Origin of the sequence: Desulfobacter hydrogenophilus (assembly GCF_004319545.1) — a bacterium.
Lineage (GTDB): Bacteria > Desulfobacterota > Desulfobacteria > Desulfobacterales > Desulfobacteraceae > Desulfobacter > Desulfobacter hydrogenophilus.
The window spans coordinates 2,899,809-2,922,019 of sequence record NZ_CP036313.1; the positions used below are offsets into that span (position 1 = coordinate 2,899,809).

Consider the following 22,211-nt stretch of genomic DNA (forward strand, 5'->3'; position numbering starts at 1 on the left):
GTTTTAGGTCATAGTTAATCTACCATAACCATATGTGGGTATCCAATACAATCATGTGGGTAAATCCCACATATCTTCCGGGATGGTATTGACTACATCGCCTAAAATCTGCATTCTTCTTTTCAAATCAGGGTGGGGCGCTCTCTTATTTATTTGTCCGTTTGTTTTAGTTTCATCAAGATCTAACACAATAATCTCAAACCTTTTATTGGGAGGAAGCGGAGGCATATTCTTCACTTTTCCTGAGTGATCCGTTTCGGTAATTATTTTTTTTGCAAACATTTTATTTCCTTTATTTATGGGTGGCTTTTTCCGGAGGTTTGGTTTGCCACTCTTCGTATGTTCTTTCTAATGCTTGATTCATTATTGCATAACACCAATAAAAGTCGCAAAAAATTTTTAAGTTTGTTTTTTAATTTCACTATGCCGCAAGAAATTTCCGGCTTCTGAAATGCTTCTGTTTTAGTCTGTTAAAGAGACTGATTAATCAAATCCAGCTTTGCCTGCCACGTTTCTTTTGACATGGCCGATATACGTGCATCCCGTTTTTCATCGGAATTTTCGAAATCAAGCAAATCGGAGATGGCCTTTTCCATTGCCATGGGCGTGTCTGCAATCTTTACCAAATGTTCATATTTTTTAACCTCCGGCATAGGGGTTGAAACCACCGGCAAGCCGGCCGACAGGTACTCGCGCAGTTTTATGGGATTCACAGCATGGGTTAATTCATTGATCTTGAATGGAATAAGGCCAAGGTCGAGATGACAGCAGAAGTGCGGCAGATCCTGGTATGGTTTCCGACCGAGAAAGTGCATGTTGGTGGTTTCTTTGTATTTGCCGAGATTTATACTGGAGTCGGCATCTCCGATCAGCACGAAATGCCACGCCGGTCTTTTTTTCGCTATCTGCCAAAGCAGATCTACATCTACCCAGTCTCGGATCAGGCCGAAGAATCCCAGGCGGGGGTGTGGTATATTTTGCAGTTCTTGGGGGCAGGGTAGGTTTTCCGTTACCGCACGGTTGAAATGGTGGAAATCCACGCCGTGGGTAACAAGGACGGTATTGGGGTTCCACCCTTTTTTCTTTTCCTGCAACACCATGGAAGTGGTGATAACCAGGTCTGATTTTCGGCAGAGTTCTTCCTCATCTTTTAAAACTTGAACAGTATCGTATCCGGAAAAGGCGGCATGGTCATCCACGCAATAATAAACCACTTTTTCTTCATCGAACAGACCCAGAGCATAAGCAATGTCAGGGGTAAAGGACCAGACCTGAACCGACCCTTTCCGAATCTTTTTAAGAGCCAGCCTGATCTGAGAAATCAGTAAAAATCGGTTAAGTTTCCTGGCCAAACCGGAATTGGGCAATGGGATGACCAGAGGAGTTAAAACAAAAAGATTTTTCCTGGGATTTTTCAGGCCTTTGAGGATCTCTATCAGCTTTTTTAGCATATACAGAAGGTCGGAAGAGCTGGTTGTAGGCGTTCGGGAGGCATGGTAGTTTATCCAAAGCACAATATTTTGTTCAGCCAGCAGGTGCATGACATGGTGCTTGCTGGTGGGCGGGGCATCATATCCAGAAGCAAAGCAAAGAATGGTTTTTCCAGTTAACATGGCAATCGTAGTCCTTTGATCAATTGGCCGCAGGTTCCAATGGGAGTAGACGTTCCAGAGCCGTTATATTAGTCTGCCAGTTATAATTTTCAAGAATAAAATCCCGGGCATTACCGGCTAAAACCGTTCCTTTTTCTTTACTGTTCAGCAATTGAACAACTTTATCGGCAAAATGTTTTGGATCATCTTCGATCAGGACATGTACGTCAGGTTTTCCCTTGATCCCTTCAAGCGCTTTCCCAGTAGTGACAACCGGGCGGGCCATGGCAATGGCTTCCAAAACCTTGTTCTGGACACCTGCAGCAATACGCAAAGGGATGACGCAGACATCTGCCCCCCGGTAATAGGGCCGGATGTCGTCCACAAACCCGGTTACCCGGACCCCTTGCTGATTTTCCAGGGCTTTAACCTCCGGACCCGGATTGCTGCCTACGATATAAAACAGAACATCCGGATGTTCTGATCTTATTCTGGGAAAAATTTTTCGGCAAAACCAGGAAACGCCTTCCACGTTTGCGTAATAATCCATGGCCCCGGTAAAAACCAGAACCTTCTGCCCCTCTGTTTCCCTGAGCGGAACAGATTCAAACCGGGCATCCAGAGAGAAATAATCATGATCCACCCCATTAGGAATGGCTGTCAGGTTTTGGGCCTTTTTATTCAGGTTGATGAATACATCAACCTCATGGGTTGAGACAAAGACAGAATGATGGAATAAACGATTGATTTTTTTTTCGTATTCTAAAAGACGCCGACTTTCAACACCATAAACCAGATTCAGTGGGAAACGGCTGTTTGCAGCATATTGATGCCACTTTTGGGAGTCCACATCACAAAAATCCATGATAAGGACCGGCCGTGAGCCGTTTGACAGAGGCTTGCACGGGTTAAGCGTTTCTTTGAGCACTGGGCAACGAAACAGATATTCCGCCATGGGGGATGAAAAGCAGAGAATGGCATCGTAAGTCTTCTCGGTCATCCATTGATCCAGGCAGGTCTGAAGCTTTTTGTTATAAAAATACGAGACAGACAACGGCCTGGACGGGATTGCCAGGCCGATCAAGCTGAATATCTTGGATTTCCAGATATTCAGACCAAATAGCTTAACTCTGTTGCAATAGTTTTCCAGGTTTTTTTTATGGGGTAGATCGTTTGGATCATCTGCCAATGCAAGCAAATCAATATCATGGTTTTGGCCCAGGCTCTTGATTTCATTAAATGTCCGAATTTTATCTCCTTTATTCGGAGGATAGGGAACCCTGTGGGCCAGATAGAGAATCTTCATAAAGGGATATATTTTCTGACCGCTGTTCCCAAGGCTGTCGCGGCACAGACGGGCAGGTGCATGATAAAAGATTCAGCAAGTCTTCTATTTCTTGAAATAGAAGAACCGGGAACCGATAGTTGGCGGGCCTGTTTAAAATCGGCCCAATGAAGATATTCCGGATAGGCACCCCATTGTCTTTTAAAACGAAAGGTACCCTCATCAGGCGTGGATCTGCCAAAATCAAAGGCCGGATAACCATTGTCTGCAGCAAACTTTAAAAAAGTCCAGTAAAGCATCATGTTGGGATTAAGTTTGTTGAACCGACGCAGGGAAGAAGCCCATGGGATGGACACGACCCTGGGATGGCACAGGATCATTCCGGCAGCGGCCGGCTCCCCGGACGAGGTGTAAACAACGGCAACATGTGCCCGGTTTCCGTAACATTTGAGAATGGCATGTATCCATTTTCTGCTGTGGACCGGAGACCCCAGATCCCTCATATTTTCGGAAAAAACCGAATAAAAATCAGACAGTAAATCCAAAAATCCCAGGGTTGATGTCAGGCCGTTTTTGTGTGCTTTTTTTACCTGGCTGCGAACTTTTGCCTTTAACCCGGCAAGAAGTAGATCTGAACCATCAGGAAGGTTAAGAAGCATTCTTGCCTTTTGCTGATTGATCGTCGTTTCCGAAGGGAGACCTGAAAATGGCCTGGTGGATCTTATGGACACCTTAGCGGACTGAGCTATCTCTAATGATTTTTGAAATAATGCGCTTTCAATTAAGGTGTCATCTGCCAAAGGTCCTCCTGCATCACAGTAGGGCAGGGATATCAGTTTCTTTTTAGAAAAAGGCAATTTGAAAATTATCAGCGGTAAAACGCCTTTTATCCGGCGGTTGTCCCGCGCCATAAGGTAACAGGTCTCGAATTTATAGGCTTTTTCAACGGCTTCTTTCCATGCGAAAAGCTGGTAGGCAATACCGTTTGAATGGGAAAGAACATAATTATCCCAAGCCTCTTTATCTGAAACCGTCGCTGCCTTTATTGTTAAATGAAACCTCATCAGGGAGCCAGGATGATATCCGTAATCCTTTCGGCGGCCCGGCCATCCCACAAATCGGGTTTCCTACCGGTTTTCCAGTTGCCTGCCATGATTTTTTCAAAATTAACCATCAATTTTTTTTTTGAGGTTCCAACCAGTTCGTTGGTGCCTTGGGTAACCGTAATGGGTCTTTCCGTATTTTTTCTTAAGGTGAGGCAGGGAACCCCAAGAGCGGTTGTCTCTTCCTGAAGCCCGCCGGAATCCGTCAACGCAACTACGGAATCTTTCCAGAGATTTAGAAATTCCATATAGGACAACGGATCTGTAAGGGTGATGTTTTCTGCCGGTTTGATACCAAACGTTTCAAGGTTTTTCCGTGTTCTTGGATGAATCGGGAAAATTAAAGGAAGCGTCCTGGAGATGCTGGACAGGGAATCAATCACCGCTTCCAGGGTATTTTTATCATCGACATTTGAAGGCCGGTGAAGCGTTACTACACCATATCTGGTATGCTGCTGTTTATATTCAGTTGTTTTAAATGTTTCCGAAGGCATTTTTTCCAGTTTTGAGAGTTGATAATACAAATTATCAATCATTACATGCCCGACAAAGTGAACTGCTGAATCAGGTTTGCCCTCTTTCTTGAGATTGACCATCCCCTGTTCTTCAGTGACAAAAAAAAGATCGGAAATTGAATCTGTGACCATGCGATTGATTTCCTCAGGCATGGTAAGATCAAAACTGCGCAGACCGGCTTCAACATGGGCCACTTTAATATGCATCTTCTTGGCAACAATGGAGCAGGCCAGGGTTGAATTCACATCCCCGACGACCACAACTAAATCGGGGCGGTCCTTTTCACATATGGCTTCAAACTCCACCATAATTTTAGCCGTCTGCTGCGCATGGGTCCCACCACCGGAACCCAGATGATAATCCGGGTTTCTGATACCAAGCTCTTCAAAAAAGATATCACTCATGTTCTGGTCATAATGTTGACCTGTATGCAGAATCTTATATTCAATTTCATTGGTTTTATCAAAAGATCGGGCAATGGGCGCAATTTTCATAAAATTGGGACGGGCCCCGGCAATCAGCATAATTTTAATCATTGGCTCTCCTTACAAGCGCCAGAATGGAACACCGGCTTTTTTGACTTCTTTGACGTCCAGAATACTTTTTACATCTATAAGGCCGCCCATGGGATTCAATTTATCAGTGAGTGCTTTCAACGGCTGCTCTCTATACCAGGCATGGGGGACAGCCAGAATTAATGCCCCTAAATCCGTCAACGCATCCCAGGGTTTAAGCTCGACATTATAATATTGGCTGGATGCCTCTGGATCAGCCATGGGATCATGAACCAAAACTTCACAGCCGTAGGATTCAAGTTCCCTGACGATGTCAATGACGCGGGTGTTTCTCAAATCCGGGCAATCTTCTTTGAAGGTAAGCCCAAGAACACCAACTTTGGTCCCTTTGACAGACTGAGAGGAGGCAATCATCATTTTAACAGCTTTTTCCACGACAAATTTACCCATTCCATCGTTGATTCTGCGGCCAGCCAGAATAACTTCAGGATGATATCCTTCGCTTTCTGCTTTAAATGTCAGATAGTAGGGATCAACCCCGATACAATGACCGCCCACAAGGCCGGGGAAGAACTTCAGGAAATTCCATTTAGATCCTGCCGCCTCAAGAACATTTTTTGTATCAATACCAAGCCGGTCAAATATCAGGGCCAGTTCATTCATTAGTGCTATATTTAAATCACGCTGGGTATTTTCAATAACTTTGGCGGCCTCCGCTTCTTTAATGGTACAGGTCCGGTGTACGCCCGCTTCCACGATGGATTCATAGAGAGTCGCTACAGTTTCAAGGGTCTCTTCATCGTCGCCAGACACCACTTTAACTATTTTAGTAAGCGTATGTTCCTTATCCCCGGGATTGATTCTTTCCGGAGAGTATCCAACATGGAAATCTTTTTTCCAGGTCATGCCGGACTCTTTTTCCAGAATCGGCACGCAAATGTCTTCTGTGACGCCGGGATATACTGTGGATTCAAATATAACAATGCACCCTTTTTTCATCACCTTTCCCACTGTCATAGAGGCGCTTTCCACCGGATAAAGGTCTGGTCGTCTTGCTTTATCTATGGGTGTTGGGACCGCCACCACAATAATATCAGCATCAGAAATGAGCTTGGGATCAGTGGTTGGGGTAAAATATATGGCGCTTTCAAACTCTGCTTTTGAGACTTCCCCGGTGGGATCTTTGTGGGCTATACTGTTGTCCACAATGGACTGTTTTAAATCAAATCCAATGGTTGGATATTTTGTGCCAAAATGCACGGCCAAAGGCAGGCCGACATAACCAAGACCGACAACAGCTATTTTCGTATCTTTTCCCAATCTGATTTATCCTTAAATTATCGCCCTTCAGGCGGGCTGTTAGCCGTTAGCTATTAGAAAGTGGAAATTCCTATACTATCAAGATAGCGTTGGCATGTAATAAAATCGCAGTTAGTAAATGCGTTAATTATTTTTTGTAATTTGCCCTGTGTTTTGCTCAGGTTGATATAATGCCTGAACTTGAACCCCCGTGATGCTTGGTGGACTTTTGGTTGGTCCGGATCAAATTCCCATGGATGGGCATAAAAAACAAAGGTGTTATTTTTTTTCAAAACAACTTTTATGCCCTGCTTGAAAAAAGAGGTTGGATACAACCTAAAATACCCGCCGCCGCCTAAAGGGATGGTTTTGTTGCATAGGCGCAGGTTGCTGACCGGCAGTTCAAAAAAATGGTTATCCAGTTGGTAGCTTCCGCCGTTTTTTATCGCTTTTGACAGATCTATGCTGCCGTATCTGCCATGGGCTGAAAAAGAGTTATAACTGGAATCGTACAGGAACCCTGCCTGCTTGATCATCTCCAGAACCTGGTCGTTAATGGCGAAGCTTGGAGCTCTATATCCATAAATGGCCTGGCCTGTTATATCTTCAAGCCGTTTTTTGCTGGTCAAAAGGTCCCGGGCCAACTGATTTCTATCCAGAGCCGTACACAGGTGGTGGTTGCCTCCGTGGGACGCGACTTCATGGCCGCGATGCCTAATTTGCCTGACTAAATTAGGTAGCCTTTCTGCAATCCAACCAAGAATAAAAAAGGTGGCTTTAGGTTTGAAAGAAAAGGCATCCAGCATATCCAGGATCAGATGGGTATTCTTTTCCACCCGGAGTTCAAAAGAATTCCAGGTTGAAAAGTCAATATATGACTTGAAATTTTCAACCTGAAACCAGTCTTCTACATCAATTGTCAGAAGTATTGCGGGTTTTTTTGCCAATTTTAACCAATAAAATAAATAAAAGATAAACCAGAACAAGAGCTGTGCCAAAGATGATTAAGCCGGACATGTCATGAAGAAATCCATGGGCGGCTTCCGGGCCGACCCAGGCCGCCAGCATGCCGGTAATGGTCAGCCGGAGAACATTCGTGGCCACAGCAATGGGAATGGCGGATAAAAATATCACCCATTTTTTCCACTGACTGACATGGGATAAAAAAGCGAACGCCCCGGTCAGGGCCAGCAGGGAGGTCAATGAACGGATACCCGAACAGGCATCTACCACTTCCAGGGAGGTATTGGCCAGGTGAAGGATATTGCCCTCCCTGAACACCGGGATGCCGATCATGCTGATTGTTTCCGAGGAAATCCCGGCAGCAAAAAGCTGAAGAGGAAAAGCGATTTTGTTCCAGATAATGGCTGGAATGGGAATCATCATGATCAGATAGCACAGCGGCACAGCAACTGCTTTGAGCATGGGCGTCCCAAAGCTGAACGCTATGATTCCGGCCAGAGTAATAATCATGGATGTCCGCATTAAAAACAATTCTGCGCCAAGGTTACCCGCCATATATACCATCATACCGAAAATAATGATGAAAATACCTGATATTGACGATTTACATGGAACCTGGCGCAGATAATTCTGGCGGTACCAGACCATATAGCCGGCAACAAAGGGAATAAGAAAGCCGTGGGAAAAATTAGGATCATTAAACCAATCCCCTATGAGGTCCTTTAAGGTCGACCAGTACAGCAAGACAAATGCGGCAGCAATCAAAAAGGTCTGGATAATTTGCTTTGATTTCATAAAGTTAATTTGGGATAAATTGATTGAGGGTCGGAAAAATATCATCTGCAAATTGCGTTAAAAGAATTTCGGCCGCAGTTTCATCTTTTATGACCGGCGCAATCAAGCGGACAAAGGAGCCGTCCGTACGTTTTTTTGTGATTGAATCCACCACCAGCCAGATTTTCTGCATGTATTCTGAATTGATAATTCTGCCCCGAGACTGGAACCAGTAATAAACCACCTGCTTTTGTCCCCCTTTGGCTAACAAAAGTTTTGCAATTTTTATTGTTTTGCCACTCTTGGGCAAGTTAATGGGAATGGCAGAACTTTGGACGATATTCCACCCTGCACCGGGCATGCAATTTTTGGGTGAGTGAATCAGGTCGCCTTTGCTCTGGCTTTGATAAAATCCCACATAAAGATTTACAGCCTGGCCCGGGTCTTTGCTGAAGTCCGCCATAATATAGTCTTCAACACCCAGAATATTATACACTTTTTCATCCATTTGATTGGCTACACCCCGCCAGGGGCCAATTTCAAGGGGAAATTGACTGAATGGGCGGTTCGGTTTGATACGTTCTGAGTGTGCAAATAGCGTTGTCAGACCGGCGGCCGAAATAAGAATGATTACGATAATGGCAGTGTGTTTTAGTGACAATTTTTCAAAGCTCTTTCTGGATAAGCGGCGATTCTAATTTATTCTCACACAAAGTTTCAAAGGCACAAAGGGCTATAAAACCAAGCAAACTCTTTGTATCTTTGTGTGAGTTTTTAAACTAAAATGTTTTATTGAAACGCCGCAGATAGATGACTGTTCGTTCAAACACTAATCAAAAAGTTCTGTTTCAAGGCTTTTTCTGGATAGTATCTTATCCGGCCGGATAGGCTTTTCCGGGACAAAACGAACAGAAACGGTAATGGTATTGTTTTTGTAATTATCTCGTGAGGCAGCATCAGTTTTATAATTTGTATGGGTGGCATTGGCACTTACCTGGAGCCATTTCAATGGATTCCATGTTAAACCGCCGCCGATTTCGTAGGTGTCGTCCTGGCGGTTTACTAGGGTCTCCTCGAACTGCTGAAGCTCGTAAGAACCAAACAGCTGGGAGGACAAACGTCTTGCCAACATATAACTCAAATAAAACCCCGCCTGGTAGTTCGTGTTGTAACCCAAACTTGCGGCCTCCTCATCAGATTCGTCATATGAACTGCTGGCGGTGATATATAACGATCCTTTGGGGCTGAAATTAAACACCTTGTAGATGTTGAAATCCACAAACGGGTCTGCCGAATCCTCATTGTCATTGTCCCATTCATTGAAAAGGATGCCAACGCCTATTGAAACACCGGAGTCTTCTGTTATATCCCAGTCAAAACCTACAGACGGATGATAAATGACATGATCCCCATCTTCCCTGTCAGAAGTATAATGACGGTACTTGACATATCCGTCAAAATGTCGGGTGAACATCCGGATGTACCGAATATCCCCGGCAATGGTTTCGTAATCATTCCCGGCAGCCGTGTCGAATTTTTTGCCCTCATATTCCAGATTGGTTTCAACGCCGTTCCTCCGGGTAAACCAATAAGTTAGAAAGGCGCTGGGTTCATAGCTTTCGTATTCATCGGCGTCTGAATTTTGATAGTTATCTGTTTCGTAAGAAAAATTTGCTCCCATATTGTTTCGGGGCCCAAATGCCTTACGGATGGAGGTAATGACGTTATTCGTCTGGTGCTCCTTGTACTCTCCAGTTCTGACCTGCTGGTCAAAGCTGTTTGAATAGTCATAGATAAGAGACGTTTTAACCGTTTTTGTTAATTGGCTGTCAACAGATGCACTTGCAGAATGCTCCCAGGACTCTCCGGTATTGTTTCCGTCATGCCCGTCATAGCTTATATCTGCCTTGGCAGAGGTATGTTTTGTGACCTGATAGTCGGCAGAAAAACTAGCGTTATGGTCCAGGCTGTCCCTTTCATTCAAATTTTTATAGTCCGTATACTCCGGATTGTACTCCAGATAAATTTTACTTCTTTTGCTTAAAAATCCTAATGAAAATTCAAGTTCATAGGACGTGGTCCACTCTTCAAACGGGTCGGTCTCGGTTTGAAAAAAGTTATCCTGATACTCCTCAGTAACTGTCAGGGTCGGCACAAGCTGGGTAACCATCCTGGCCTGAACAAATGAGACCGGCAGCAGAAGACAGGTCGCAGCAGCCAAAAAAAATGCATGGGGAGTAATCATGGACAATTTCATGAGATACCTTTTGATTTGCTGAAAAGATCGCAAGTTCAAGGAACAATGATGATATCGTCGGCCTTAAGCTGGACATCATTTCCAAGCTCGCCGTCCGTAATATCGTCATAATCAATTTTGATCATCTGTTCCTTTCCGTTTTCCTTGCGGTACAGGAGAATCTCATCCTTGGATGCCCATTCACTAAATCCTTTGGCCAAAGCAAACGCCTGTACAACAGTCAATTTTTTAATTAAAGGGTATTCTCCCACGCCCACGACTTCACCAAGAATGTAATATTTCTGGCTTCCCGGGTTTGCCAGGACGACAGTGACAGTTGGTGCCTCCACAAAGTCAGCCAGTCCGGTTTCAATGATTTTTTTCAACTGCATTGTAGTGCGGCCTTCGGCCTGGATATCATCCAGCAGAGGGATGGTTATTTTACCGTCATTTCGGACAAACACGTTCTCAAATGTCAGATCTTCTTCTTTCCATGTTGTCACTTGCAGAACATCTCCGACGCCGATTTTATAATCCCCATCGGTAGATGACTCAGTGCTGTTTGCCGCAACAACATTTTCTGCCAGATAAAAATAGACGGCCAACAATATGAAAAAGGAACAAAAAAAACATTTTATTGAATTAATTTTAAACATGGCTCCGCCCCCTCGATTACATCGATTAATACCTTTTTGAAATCTGTCTACACTACAGATTTCCTAATTTTTATGACCGATTAAAACTAAAAACCTTGTCTGCCGGTTTCTATAGTCTTACCTTGCGCCTTTGCCGAATAGAACTGTTTTAACAGTTTTTAAAAGAATGACTACATCCAGAACAAGAGACATATTTTTAATATAAAAAAGTTCATAATTGAGCTTTTCCACGGCATCTTCCACGGTTGCCCCGTAATCGTAACAGACTTGGGCCCAACCCGTAAGCCCTGGTTTTACATTGAATCGCTGGGTATAAAAAGGAATTTCTTTTTCCAGTTGATCCGTAAAATATTTGCGTTCAGGACGGGGACCCACAAGGCTCATGGAGCCCATGAGGACCTCCCACAACTGGGGCAGTTCATCTATCCTGTATTTCCTTATGACGCGTCCCACCCGTGTGATCCGATTATCGTTATCACCGGCCCATACCGGCCCAGTTAATTCTTCAGCATCCTGCACCATGGAACGGAATTTATGCATCATATATTCTTTTTTACCACCGCCAACCCGGTCCTGGGAAAAAAGAACCGGACCTTTTGAATCCAGCTTGATCAGAATGGCAACCAATATAAGCAAAGGCGACAGAAGTGTCAGGAGAATTAAAGACAAAATAATATCCTGCATCCGCTTCATACTCGCCTTAAACCATGATTTCTGGAACCCTTTGGAAAAAATCAGCCATGACGGTTCTATCTCCCGAACCAAGACCTTTCCGGTCAGCAGTTCATAAAAAGAGCTGCCTGAAATTATATCAATGCCTTCAGTCCTGCATTGAATAAGCTCCTGGGTTGGAAACCGCCCCCTTTTCTCCTTAAGCGCCACAATTATTTTGTTTATATTGTGTGCCTTAGAAATCTCACAAAGCGTTTCGTTTTTTTGATCCACCACCAAATTTTCAGGCAGTTTATCCGTCTCTTTGTCAAGGTCATCAGGAATAACAGCATATACTGTATAGCCGCAGTCTATGGTATTCGTAATTTTTTTATAGATATCCTTGGCCAGCTTGCTGGAGCCAAGAATGATAATACGCTGGTTAAATATCCCTTTGTTAAGAATATGAAGATAACCGACCCGCCAGAAAATAATGAAAAAAATTAGAATAAATATGCTTAAAATATAAATTTTCTGGTCCAGAATAACTATAGGAAAAAGAAAGTAGACACAGGCCAGGAGGATGGAAGCAACCCCCAGGGACTGAAGCAGGCGGATTATAATCTCTGGGATCTGTGACGCAATATCAAAATCATAAAGGTCATTATAATACAAACAGGTTTGTAGGATAGCGGTAATAAGAAGTATTCTTAGAATCAGAATCAGATCAAACCAGTATGAATTAGAAAAGGTTAAAAGGGCTGTTGATAAAAGAAAACAGCTGAAAATAACGCACCCTTCCAGAAAAAAAAATAACATGTTTCTGACAGGGAAATATTGGCGTAAAATGCTAAGCATTTTTTCAGGAAGCCCCCATTTTAAGCGCCACGGAAAGTTTAAAATCCACGAATAGGGCAAGGGCTTTTTTTTCGTATCCAAGGCGCATCAATGAGAGATTCTTGAAATATTCACCCATTGATGCAACGAAGACGACGGGTAAAAAGACAAACCATATGTTGGGGTTTATTTTTTCCATGGCCCTAATTATTGCTGCTGATGATATCCGTATCCATGACCGATTTTATTATAGCCATATCCATATCCAAGTTTTTTCTTTGAAAAATTCGTAACAACCCCCAAGATCTTTTCACGGCCGTAAATATCCAGAATGTCCGTAACCTCCTTAGTCCGTGTTTTTCCCTGGCGGATAATCAGAATAATGCCATCTACGAACCGGGCCATTACATTGGCTTTGGACGTCATATATGGGGGGGGCGTATCAATAATGATATACCTGTCATTGTAACGAAGTTTGACCTCATGGAGCAGGCGACGCATCTGATCAGAAGACAAAAGCTCTGATGGATTAGACGGAATCTGCCCTGCCGTTAAAATAGTTAATTTATTTATAGATGTTTTTTTAAGAACCGAAGATAATGGTATCTTATTTGATAGGTAATCGCTCAAACCCTGCTCTTTACCTTCATAACCAAAAAACGTATGGATCGTAGGAGATCTCAGATCGCAATCCATGAGAAGAACATACTCATCAATACTCTGAGCTATACTTACGGCAAGATTGGCCGCCACAAAGGATTTACCTTCATTGGGAGAGGCGCTTGTCACCATGATGGTTTTGGGCGGATTCCCTTTTTCAGGAAACAAAATATTGTTTTTTAATAGCCTAAATTGCTCCGAAACCGGCGAATGGGGGGTGGCGGCTGTGACAAGATCTGGGTTTGCGTGTATAGAGAAGGGTTGAACTGTCGTCTCTGATAATTCAGAAACCTGGGTGTCTGAATCATCAGAGACCATAGCGGTATCATCACTCGATGCCGATTTTTCCCCCGGTGTTAACTTATTTCCTGCTTTTTCAAGCGCCCTAAATATTTTTCCCAAAACTTATATCCCCGGCATTATAACAGCAATTCTAAACATGAATCTTTAGTCGAAAAACTCGCATAAAGACACCAAAAATTTTTTATTCAATTGTGTGGTCACTTGCCCCTTTGAGACTTTGTGCGAGAATAAAATTAAAATTGCTGGCATCATAAATTGAGTGTTGTTTTTATGAAAGTGATTGTTCGGTCCAGACCTTTCTGATTCAATGTTGCAAAAAATGCCAGGAACACAGCACTATAGCTGCAACAACAAATGAACACTACCCATTCAACTTTTTGTTTCGTCCTGTCACCCGGTTTTTCCAGGGGGGGGATTGATGCCAGAATCGGCAGTCCTAACTGGGTTTCGACCTGATCATCCCGCCGAATGACAGAGAAGTTAAGCAACTCTTTCAAAAAAAGGACACCTCCGCCCAATCCAAGTCCCCCGGCGATAGATAACAAAAACATCATTTTTACATTGGGAGAAATTGGCTTTTCCGGCAGGCGGGCATGATCTAGAATCCGGAACTGCTCCCCTTTTTGTTTTTTTTCCATGTTGACGGACAATTCGGCTTCCAGTTTTCTATCCAAGAGAGAGCTGTATACTCCCTGAATATTGCTGTAGTCCCGCTGAAGTGATTGAAGTTCCAGTTCTCGTTTGGGGGTATCTTCAACGCGCTGCTGATAAATCTTCATTTTTTCCTGAAGCGCTGAGACTTCAGCTTTAATATTATTCGCCTCAGCGACGAGTTGATCTCGCTGCGACCGCAAAGGTGCCACAGGATCCCAGCCCATATCAGGCAGGGTATCTTCCTCTGACTCGGCTGAGGAATGATCCTCATTCTCTTTTGCAGCTTCGATATTTTTCTATAGTTCTTTTTACTCTTTTGACATCCGGATGCTTTTCAGTATATCGAAGCAAAAGCGCTTCATATTTTGCTTGAGCAGCCTGGAGGGCAGAATTACCCTCTTCCCCGGACTCATCAAAATCAAAACCTTGGAAATCATCACCACCAAAGCCGGAATCACCACTTCTATCAGCCATGGATGAAATCTGGGAATCAAGTTGGCTCATGGCGTTGTTGACTTCTCTCAAAAGCATTGCTTTATCAGTGACTTGTTTTTGTATGCGATCCAAAGTACGCAAGTTGGTTTCCAACTCATCAGGTAAACCGCCAAGATACTTTGCTCTGAACGCCGCAAGTTTCTGCTCTTTTTCCTCAAGCCGTTTTTGGGTTTTATCCAACTCTGAGTCAAGGAACTCACTGGTGCCTATGGCCTGGGCCTCCCGGACTTTGAGGTTCTCATCCATAAAATATGACGCCAGGGTATTGGCAATTCGCATTACCCGCTGAGGCTCACTGCCGGTGAAAAAAATGGAAAAGGCTTCTGAACTTCCTCTGGCGCGTTCAATTTTAACCTTGATCCGTTTTCTCAAGCTCTCTATTTTATCTTCCTGGTACATACCGCTACTATCTTCGAACAGACCAAATTGCTCAATGATCTGCTCAAGATTACTGCGGCTCAGCACCTGCTGAGAGATGGTACTGATCCGCTCGCCGATACTGGAAGAGACAACAGATCTTATATAGGATGTGGGAACCCGCTGGGGCTGAACAAGGATCATTGTGCCAGCCTCGTATGTTTTATTCGCTGTCAGTGTCATCCCAAGCCCCAATGTCAATGAAATGCACAACGGAACAATCAAAAACCAGCGCCCTCGGATAAGGACGTCAATGATATAGTCGGGTTTGATTTGAGCTTGAGATTGGAACGGGTCTGTCATATTCATTCCTGAGTGAAACTGAAATAATTTTTATCGTAAAACATGAATTTATCAGATTTTGTTTTTTTTGTCAATGTTTTATTGCACGTAAAAAGGCATTTGTATTTAGGCTATTTCCCATTACAATGAATTGTTTATTTTTATTCGATACAACGGATCCCCCACAAGCACCTGTTTCCAGGACAGGTACGGCAGACTGACCAAATAGGATTCGGCTAAGGTCAGTTTTCCCTGGGTCAGAAAATTAAAAAAAACCTCCGGCAGCGGGAAAGACTGGACATAGGGTTCTCCCACAGGCCCGATGGTGGCGGCAATGCCGTTATCCAGCATTTTTTTGCACCAGACATGACTGTTTTTACCTTTTAGAGTAGCGCATTCCGAGCTTGCAATATGAAATCCCACAGCGCCTTTTTCCCAGGTAAAGGAATCCACATACTTGGCCAGGCTGTACCACCCGCAGTAAAGGGCAGCATTGGGGCAGTCTCCGGGCTGAAACAAACTCTGCTTGTCGTCCAGCACCACGGTAACCCCCTCTTTTTTCAAACGTCCCGCTGCATTATGAATGGATTTATCATAAAGCCCATATCCGGAAACTTTTTTTTGACCAGGGTCTTTCCATCTGGCATCAAAGTAGGCCGTACCGGACAAACCCTTTGTTTCAGCTTCAATGCTGTCATTTACAATCCGTTTGACAATGCTCGCGTCAGCACCGTCCAAACGGCTGACCATGATAACGTCTGATTTATCAATGGCCGTTTTCTGGGACCGCCATGGCAGAAAGAAAGGATTGGGCAGCCAGAAATTAAGCTTGTAGTGCTCTTTTTTAATAAGCATTAATTCAGAATCAAGGGATGCCGCTTTATCCGTGGAAGTTTTGAGCTGTTTAATTTTTTTATTTACCTGGTTCAGTGTCTTTTTTTGCTCTTCAGTTAACGGCTCGTTTTTTTCTTTCAGCGCATCAAACCTTTTCTTTTGCACTGTCAATCGGTCCATCCGGGCCTGTTCTTTTTTTGTCATCCCAGGCGAAGAAATTTTTAGCGGAAGTCCATACATGGTGACAATGGCACTGATTTTTCGATTCTTGTCCAGGGCGCGGCGAACCGGCGGAACGATTTTTTTCAAATAAGTTTCGCGTGAACAGGTTTCTTTGTCCGTGACAAATACCAGCAGCAGGTTTTCCTTGGGAATTTGCCGTTTCTGCATGTACCAGGAGGCAAGGCCCTTGCTTTTAGAGGCATTGCGATTGGCAATAACAAGCACTTCATCTGGAACCAAAGCCAACGCCGGCATGACGTAAACGCTTAATAAAAAAAGGAAGGCTGCAAAAATGCCAATAGAAACGCGCATTATGCCTTTTCCGGTTTAATTAAGTGGTTCATGTACCAGGCTGCGGCCATATCAAGGCCGGCCTCAACCGAGTACTGCGGGCTGTATTCCAGAAGCTCCCGGGCCTTGGATATATCTGCCAGGGAATGACGAACATCTCCCGGTCTGAAGTCCCTGTATTCCGGAGTTACGCCGACGCGGTCCGGCAGTATTTCGGTCACCCGGTCACGGATCAATGAAAACAGCTGATTTAACGTGGTGTGCTGCCCAAACGCAACATTATATACCTGGTCGGCGGCGTTTTCCCCGGCCGTTGCTGCCAGCAGATTGGCCTGAACGCAATTATCGATGAAACAAAAATCCCGGCTGGTTTCACCGTCGCCATTTATATAAACCGTGTTTTTACGGATTAAAGCTCCAAACCATAAAGGAATTACTGCGGCATAAGCCCCATTAGGATCCTGGCGGCGGCCAAACACATTAAAATACCGCAACCCGATGCTTTTAAACCCGTAGGTGGAAGCAAACACCCGGGCGTATAACTCATTGACCAGCTTTGTCACGGCATAGGGGGAAAGAGGGTTGCCGATATTCTCTTCTTTTTTGGGAAGTGTTGGATGATCCCCATAGGTGGAACTTGACGCAGCATATACAAACCGTTTTACGTCCGCGTCACGGGCTGCGGTCAGCATATTTAAAAAGCCTGTAATATTGTTTTCATTGGTGGTCAAGGGATCAGCAACAGACCGGGGGACGGAACCTAAGGCGGCCTGGTGAAGTACATAGTCCTGCCCTTTGCAAGCAGCCGCGCAGGTGCCGGCATTGGTGATATCCCCTTCAATAAAAGAAAATTTCTGCCATGCATTAGGACCCACGGCCTCTTTGACCTGGTCCAGATTATGCTGAAATCCTGTGGAAAAATTATCCAAGCCGGTCACTGTCTGCCCAAGATTAAGCAGGGTTTCCAGAAGATTTGAGCCAATGAACCCGGCGCATCCGGTGATCAGCCAAGCTTTTGGATTCTCTTTCAAATTTTGCTGAATTAATGTAAAACGCATATGTGTGTCCTTGATGTTTGATGTATGTCGATCACAACCTTCTGTTTTACCACAGTTCCCAGTGCCCGAAGTAATAGACATAAAGGGCCAGTCCGATATTGGTTACCCCGTGGGCAACAATGCAGGAAATCAGATCTTTTCTAAATATCCACAAAAGGGCCATGAGTACGCCGTAGGCAATGGCTGCGGGCCATTCGGCAACTATATGGCCCGCGGCAAAAATAATAGTTGAAATTACAATGGCGTAAACGGTCCACTGCCCTGGTGCCACATCAAAAATACTGGCCTTGTCCAGGGCTGCAGAAAAGGCTTTTGGCGTTTTTTGCCTGCGCAGCAGATCCCATTGCAGGGCTACCCGGAAGACGAATCCGCGCATGAACAACTCTTCAAAAACAGGCACCACAAAACCGGCCGTCAAAAGCCTTAGGATAAATCCGAGATCAGACCACGGTGCCCCATCCTCAGGGTTGGTAAACGGGGTATATGAACCGCACCACACCACCAGTCCAATGATTCCGAAAACGATTCCCCACAAACAGGAAATCCATTTATTTTTGGGGCCAGTTAAAGGAATGTACCATTTCCAGGCCCAGATTAAAAGTCCGGGTACAATCACCAGCTTTATTGTATATATGATTTCTTCGGGCAGCTTATCATGCAGAACAGAAGAAAAAAATACATAAGCGAAATACGGTGCTGCATAGGGAATCAGCAGATCCATATTTTTCCATTTTTCCCGGGAAGAGGCGGTGTCGGATGTACTCACAGAAATTCCTTTTTATGATCCAATTGAAAACAAATCACCTTCACAAAAAAATAGGCGGCATTTCCAACTTTAATGCCGCCTATTTGAATCGTTTATGTATCAGCTAATTTTTTCAGTTTTTCAAGCGCTTTCTACGTCCCAGCGCGCCGGCGAATAGCAGTCCCATGCCAAAGAGCATCATGGTGGCGGGTTCGGGGACGGGATCGCCACCGCCAGAAGGCATTCCAGGAATGGCAGTCTGGGCAGCCAGGAAGTCGTTGCCGCAGGAGGGTTGCCAGTACATAACCATGGAATCGTTTTGCTTGAACAGGGTCAATAATTGGTTCACGGCATCATTATTATATTTAGCAAGATCAATCATGACTTCCATTGTAGAAATGTAGTCTCCCACGTAGTAGTCTCTATAGCGGGTGTAAGCAACTTCATATTTCCCATCCAAGGGAGTATCAAATTTAAATTTCTTGGTGTCATCTGTGTCACTGACCTGGTAGTCTGTGCGAAAATTATCAATATCTGTTTTATTGGCTGATTCGTTCGCAAATCCGCCCACAAGCAGTGTTAGATCCACATCGTAACCATTCGACTGGTCCCAAGTAATGTCAAAGTCAAAGCCAAAATCCGCCAGCCCCCAGTCGTTTTGAATGATCTTACCGTCACTGTTGGCTGCACCAAAGTCAAAAAGGAAATCTCCTGGAGAGGTATTATCTTCTCCCTTTTTTAAATTGTATTCCGTCTGAATGGCAAAATGCAATTTATTATCCTTAATATATACCCCCAACTCCTGAAGGTCGTAGTCACTCGGACCGGATTGGTTCCCATATTCAACCATGACATTTTTTAACGTGGTGGCGCTGTCAAATTTACTAATTACATTTACTCCCGTTCCAACGTTCGCCCAGTCATTCGAATCGGTGTAAATTAGATACCCGTCAATGTTCGGGGCAGCCAACGAAGCAGATGTCCAGATAAGGCCTGCGGTAAGGAGCGTTGCGATAAAAAGGCATTTTTTCATAATCATTTCCTAAGCTCTTAATTGTTTTTGGAAAATAATAATTTATTTTAAGTGCCTTTTTGTTATGCAAACAAAATGCCGAACATCTTATATATATCCTTTTTAGTCAGTTTTATGTTTCATATCGGCAATCCTAAACATGAAATGTTTTAGTTTGAAATCTCGCACAAAGACACAAAATACAAGCATTTTCTCTGTTTTTACGGACCGTTGTGACTTTGTGCAAGAATAACATCAGAATTGCAGGTTCCACATATTTTTACTAAGCTGTCTCACGATTTTTTTTTGAATGATTCAGTTAAAATGATGATAGCTTGCACAATTATAAAAAATTATGAAATATTCTATTTATTATTATGAAATAAATGTAATACATTATAGAAAAATATACATTTTTAATTATCGTCCTTCGTTCAAGCATTAATTATTTTCATTAAGCATCGTTCTGGCCGTTGCGGCGTTCCTGAACCCCGGGTCGATCTTCAGGGCCTTTCTAAAGTATTGCCGTGCTTTTTCAAACTCCTGATCCCGGTAAAGGGCCATGCCGTAGTGGAAACAGGTCAGGGCAGAATCCGGATTCAGCTTCAGGCTTTCCTCCAATTCAGACAGGGCATTGAGGTTATTGCCTTTCTGGTAATACACCCATCCCATGGTATCAAGTACATTGGCGTTTTTCGGAGCTTTTTTCCTGGCAATGCCTGCATATTTTAATGCTTCATCAGTGCCGTCCTTTTTTTCGGAGAGAATAAAGGCAAGATTGTTCGCCGCATCTATATGTTGTGGGGCTCGTTCCAATACTTTTCTATAGTAGGTCTCAGCCTGGATAAGATTGCCGGACAGGTCATAAATGAACCCCATGGCAATGAGAGCCGGTACAAAATCCGGATTACGCTCTTCCACTTCTTTATATATGGCAAGGGCCTTGTGCTGCTTTTTTTGTGCCATCAGGAGTTTTGCCATATGCATTTTAGGGGAAATAAAATCAGGGGCTTCCTGGGCTGCCTTTGAAAATTGGTCAAAGGCAATTTTAGGTTGCCCGGCGGTCAGGTAGATCTCCCCTGCCAGGTTGTCGAAAAAAGGCGCATCGCGTTTTTCAGAGGTGGCTGCCATGGTCTTTACCAGGTCAAGAGCCTGGGTATATTTTTTCTGGGACAAGTAGACATTAACCATCATTTTTACGATGCCTGTTTGCCTGGAGTTCATATCATATGCTTTTTGAAAGTATTCCAAAGCCTGTTCCGGCTGGGCGGTAGATGCGTATAAAAGGCCCAGGCGGATATAAGCCGGTATATACCGGGGTCTGTTTGCGATAATCGTCAGGAGAATGTCTTCGGCTCTTTTTTTATCCCCTTCCAAAAGACGCAACCCGGATAAAAGGGTCATGATCTTTGTATTGGGTTTGGACAATTTAAAAATATGCCCCATCTGCTCTTTTGCTTTGGTGAGATTCTTTTCAAGAATATAGATTTCCAGCAGTTTGATCCGGGCCTCCAGAAATTCGGGATCCAGGGTGACCGCGGCCATAAGATTGCTCTTGATCTGGTCCTGCTCAAACTCTTCGGGATTGTCCAGCATACCTTGGGCAGCCCTGAAGATTTTCTGCTCGGGCCTGTCTGTAGCACCTCGTTCGGCAATACATAAGGCTCTGTAGTAATAGGCCTTGGCATTGAGCTGGTTCAGGGAAACGACTTTGTCAAAGTTGTCCAGGGCGGCCTTGAAATTGTCCTGGGCCATAAATACCCGGCCCTGCTGAAACAGTGCGTCCGTATTATCGTTATCCATGGACAATACTTTTTCAACAAGTGATTGGGCCTCGTCCACCATGTCGAACTGAAGGTAGATTTGGGCCAATCCGGTCAGGATCAGAGGATTTTCAGGCTGTTTGTCCAGGGCGTTCTGCATGATGGCAATCGCCTTTTCCTTTTCTCCTTTGCGGGTATAAAACTGCGCCAGGTTCATCCGGGGCTCCACCCTATCTTCTGCATGACGTACAGCTTCCTGGAAATAGTTCTCCGCAAGGTCAAACTGCCTGCGACTTTGATAAAACTGCGCCAGGTCCGTATATTTGTGAATTTTGATCCCCGGGGTGTCCAGCATCTGTTTTAAAAGGGCTTCCGCCTTGTCCCATTTATTTTGAAGGCTGTAAAGGCGGGCCAGGCCTGTGTAGGCCTGGCGAGATGAGGGGTCATGCTTTATGGCGGACAAGTAGGCCTGTTCGGCCTTATCAAAGGCATTGGTTCTCAAATAGAGAGCGGCCAAAGAAACGTAGGTTTTGGTGTTTTTATCATCAAAAGATACGGCCTTGTTCAAGGTCTCAATAGCGGACTGCACATCGCGTTCCTTCAATTGAAGCCCGGAAAGAAGGTGAAGGGCTTCAACTGATGTAGGAGATGCTTCCAGGACTTTTGCAATATAGTTCCGAGCCTCAAGAAGACTGCCGGTCTGGATATAGATCTGGGCAAGCCGTAACAGTGGAAGCGTGCTGGCCGGATTGGCTTTGGCAGCCAGGTTATAATACCGAATTGCGTTGTTGATCTGCCTGTTGAGGATATATGCTTCAGCCAGTTCAAAAAGCGCGATATCGTTTTTTTGATCTAAATTGACGGCATTCCTGTATTCAATGATGGCCGTCTGGATTTTGTTTTGGGCAATGAATTTTCTTGCATTCTCAATGTGCGATCTGGCCTGGGCGGCATTTTTGTCTGCCTCACTAGTGCATCCTGCCGTAAGGACCAGAATACAGGCGCACAGTATAAAAATAATGCGACGGTATCGGATCATAATTATTCC

At 44.3% G+C, this 22,211-nt stretch carries 21 protein-coding genes; all 21 read right to left on the reverse strand.

Annotated features, from left to right (window positions below; translation table 11 throughout):
- Positions 1-51 precede the first annotated feature (51 nt).
- Positions 52-282, reverse strand: coding sequence for a hypothetical protein (locus EYB58_RS12925; protein ID WP_111957029.1), 231 nt, complete (start codon positions 280-282; stop codon positions 52-54).
- A 188-nt stretch (positions 283-470) separates the two neighbouring features.
- Positions 471-1,613 (reverse strand): glycosyltransferase, encoded by a 1,143-nt coding sequence (locus EYB58_RS12930; protein ID WP_111957031.1) that lies wholly within the window; start codon positions 1,611-1,613, stop codon positions 471-473.
- Positions 1,614-1,632: 19 nt separating this feature from the next.
- Positions 1,633-2,898 (reverse strand): TIGR03087 family PEP-CTERM/XrtA system glycosyltransferase, encoded by a 1,266-nt coding sequence (locus tag EYB58_RS12935; RefSeq protein WP_111957033.1) that lies wholly within the window; start codon positions 2,896-2,898, stop codon positions 1,633-1,635.
- A complete protein-coding gene (locus tag EYB58_RS12940; protein ID WP_163354422.1) occupies positions 2,895-3,992 on the reverse strand; it encodes a GNAT family N-acetyltransferase in 1,098 nt (365 codons plus the stop codon). The genes EYB58_RS12935 and EYB58_RS12940 overlap by 4 nt, the downstream gene beginning before the upstream one ends.
- On the reverse strand, positions 3,941-5,032 hold the full coding sequence (wecB, locus tag EYB58_RS12945; protein WP_111957037.1) for a non-hydrolyzing UDP-N-acetylglucosamine 2-epimerase: 1,092 nt from the start codon (positions 5,030-5,032) through the stop codon (positions 3,941-3,943). The genes EYB58_RS12940 and wecB overlap by 52 nt, the downstream gene beginning before the upstream one ends.
- A 9-nt stretch (positions 5,033-5,041) precedes the next feature.
- On the reverse strand, positions 5,042-6,331 hold the full coding sequence (locus EYB58_RS12950; protein ID WP_111957039.1) for a nucleotide sugar dehydrogenase: 1,290 nt from the start codon (positions 6,329-6,331) through the stop codon (positions 5,042-5,044).
- Between the two features lie 53 nt (positions 6,332-6,384).
- A complete protein-coding gene (locus EYB58_RS12955) occupies positions 6,385-7,257 on the reverse strand; it encodes an XrtA system polysaccharide deacetylase (RefSeq protein ID WP_111957041.1) in 873 nt (290 codons plus the stop codon).
- Complete coding sequence (locus tag EYB58_RS12960) at positions 7,223-8,068, reverse strand: exosortase/archaeosortase family protein (RefSeq protein ID WP_111957140.1); 846 nt, start codon at positions 8,066-8,068, stop codon at positions 7,223-7,225. Before EYB58_RS12960 ends, EYB58_RS12955 begins: the two co-directional genes overlap by 35 nt.
- A 4-nt stretch (positions 8,069-8,072) precedes the next feature.
- Positions 8,073-8,708, reverse strand: coding sequence for an exosortase C-terminal domain/associated protein EpsI (locus EYB58_RS12965; protein ID WP_111957043.1), 636 nt, complete (start codon positions 8,706-8,708; stop codon positions 8,073-8,075).
- Positions 8,709-8,876: 168 nt separating this feature from the next.
- Complete coding sequence (locus tag EYB58_RS12970; protein WP_111957045.1) at positions 8,877-10,304, reverse strand: porin family protein; 1,428 nt, start codon at positions 10,302-10,304, stop codon at positions 8,877-8,879.
- 35 nt (positions 10,305-10,339) lie between these two features.
- Positions 10,340-10,939, reverse strand: a complete 600-nt coding sequence (locus tag EYB58_RS12975) for a polysaccharide biosynthesis/export family protein (protein ID WP_111957047.1) — start codon at positions 10,937-10,939, stop codon at positions 10,340-10,342.
- Positions 10,940-11,056: 117 nt separating this feature from the next.
- The gene (locus EYB58_RS12980) at positions 11,057-12,448 is read right to left on the reverse strand and encodes a TIGR03013 family XrtA/PEP-CTERM system glycosyltransferase (RefSeq protein ID WP_111957049.1); all 1,392 of its coding nucleotides are present in this window, start codon (positions 12,446-12,448) and stop codon (positions 11,057-11,059) included.
- Positions 12,449-12,452: 4 nt separating this feature from the next.
- A complete protein-coding gene (locus EYB58_RS23225; protein ID WP_163354424.1) occupies positions 12,453-12,626 on the reverse strand; it encodes a hypothetical protein in 174 nt (57 codons plus the stop codon).
- A gap of 8 nt (positions 12,627-12,634) precedes the next feature.
- Positions 12,635-13,489: a polysaccharide biosynthesis tyrosine autokinase gene (locus tag EYB58_RS12985; RefSeq protein WP_111957051.1), complete on the reverse strand. Its 855-nt coding sequence runs from the start codon at positions 13,487-13,489 to the stop codon at positions 12,635-12,637.
- A 149-nt stretch (positions 13,490-13,638) separates the two neighbouring features.
- The gene (locus EYB58_RS23985) at positions 13,639-14,268 is read right to left on the reverse strand and encodes a GNVR domain-containing protein (RefSeq protein WP_242637348.1); all 630 of its coding nucleotides are present in this window, start codon (positions 14,266-14,268) and stop codon (positions 13,639-13,641) included.
- Between the two features lie 43 nt (positions 14,269-14,311).
- Positions 14,312-15,259 (reverse strand): GumC family protein, encoded by a 948-nt coding sequence (locus EYB58_RS23990; protein ID WP_242637349.1) that lies wholly within the window; start codon positions 15,257-15,259, stop codon positions 14,312-14,314.
- A 120-nt stretch (positions 15,260-15,379) separates the two neighbouring features.
- Positions 15,380-16,606, reverse strand: a complete 1,227-nt coding sequence (locus EYB58_RS12995; RefSeq protein WP_170299791.1) for a TIGR03790 family protein — start codon at positions 16,604-16,606, stop codon at positions 15,380-15,382.
- On the reverse strand, positions 16,606-17,643 hold the full coding sequence (locus EYB58_RS13000) for an SDR family oxidoreductase (RefSeq protein ID WP_111957055.1): 1,038 nt from the start codon (positions 17,641-17,643) through the stop codon (positions 16,606-16,608). The genes EYB58_RS12995 and EYB58_RS13000 overlap by 1 nt, the downstream gene beginning before the upstream one ends.
- A gap of 46 nt (positions 17,644-17,689) precedes the next feature.
- Positions 17,690-18,409 carry a CPBP family glutamic-type intramembrane protease gene (locus tag EYB58_RS13005; protein ID WP_242637350.1) on the reverse strand — a complete coding sequence of 240 codons (720 nt, stop codon included), beginning with the start codon at positions 18,407-18,409 and terminating at the stop codon, positions 17,690-17,692.
- Positions 18,410-18,521: 112 nt separating this feature from the next.
- Complete coding sequence (locus EYB58_RS13010; protein WP_163354426.1) at positions 18,522-19,421, reverse strand: PEP-CTERM sorting domain-containing protein; 900 nt, start codon at positions 19,419-19,421, stop codon at positions 18,522-18,524.
- Positions 19,422-19,841: 420 nt separating this feature from the next.
- Positions 19,842-22,202 (reverse strand): tetratricopeptide repeat protein, encoded by a 2,361-nt coding sequence (locus tag EYB58_RS13015; RefSeq protein ID WP_111957059.1) that lies wholly within the window; start codon positions 22,200-22,202, stop codon positions 19,842-19,844.
- Positions 22,203-22,211: the final 9 nt, after the last annotated feature.

Excerpts from the sequence above, each read along its gene's own strand:
- EYB58_RS12925 (WP_111957029.1), bottom strand. The coding sequence starts at position 282 with ATGTTTGCAAAAAAAATAATTACCGAAACGGATCACTCAGGAAAAGTG.
- EYB58_RS12930 (WP_111957031.1), bottom strand. The coding sequence starts at position 1,613 with ATGTTAACTGGAAAAACCATTCTTTGCTTTGCTTCTGGATATGATGCC.
- EYB58_RS12935 (WP_111957033.1), bottom strand. The coding sequence starts at position 2,898 with ATGAAGATTCTCTATCTGGCCCACAGGGTTCCCTATCCTCCGAATAAA.
- wecB (WP_111957037.1), bottom strand. The coding sequence starts at position 5,032 with ATGATTAAAATTATGCTGATTGCCGGGGCCCGTCCCAATTTTATGAAA.
- EYB58_RS12960 (WP_111957140.1), bottom strand. The coding sequence starts at position 8,068 with ATGAAATCAAAGCAAATTATCCAGACCTTTTTGATTGCTGCCGCATTT.
- EYB58_RS12970 (WP_111957045.1), bottom strand. The coding sequence starts at position 10,304 with ATGAAATTGTCCATGATTACTCCCCATGCATTTTTTTTGGCTGCTGCG.
- EYB58_RS12975 (WP_111957047.1), bottom strand. The coding sequence starts at position 10,939 with ATGTTTAAAATTAATTCAATAAAATGTTTTTTTTGTTCCTTTTTCATA.
- EYB58_RS12980 (WP_111957049.1), bottom strand. The coding sequence starts at position 12,448 with ATGCTTAGCATTTTACGCCAATATTTCCCTGTCAGAAACATGTTATTT.
- EYB58_RS23225 (WP_163354424.1), bottom strand. The coding sequence starts at position 12,626 with ATGGAAAAAATAAACCCCAACATATGGTTTGTCTTTTTACCCGTCGTC.
- EYB58_RS23985 (WP_242637348.1), bottom strand. The coding sequence starts at position 14,268 with ATGGGCTGGGATCCTGTGGCACCTTTGCGGTCGCAGCGAGATCAACTC.
- EYB58_RS23990 (WP_242637349.1), bottom strand. The coding sequence starts at position 15,259 with ATGACAGACCCGTTCCAATCTCAAGCTCAAATCAAACCCGACTATATC.
- EYB58_RS12995 (WP_170299791.1), bottom strand. The coding sequence starts at position 16,606 with ATGCGCGTTTCTATTGGCATTTTTGCAGCCTTCCTTTTTTTATTAAGC.
- EYB58_RS13000 (WP_111957055.1), bottom strand. The coding sequence starts at position 17,643 with ATGCGTTTTACATTAATTCAGCAAAATTTGAAAGAGAATCCAAAAGCT.
- EYB58_RS13010 (WP_163354426.1), bottom strand. The coding sequence starts at position 19,421 with ATGAAAAAATGCCTTTTTATCGCAACGCTCCTTACCGCAGGCCTTATC.
- EYB58_RS13015 (WP_111957059.1), bottom strand. The coding sequence starts at position 22,202 with ATGATCCGATACCGTCGCATTATTTTTATACTGTGCGCCTGTATTCTG.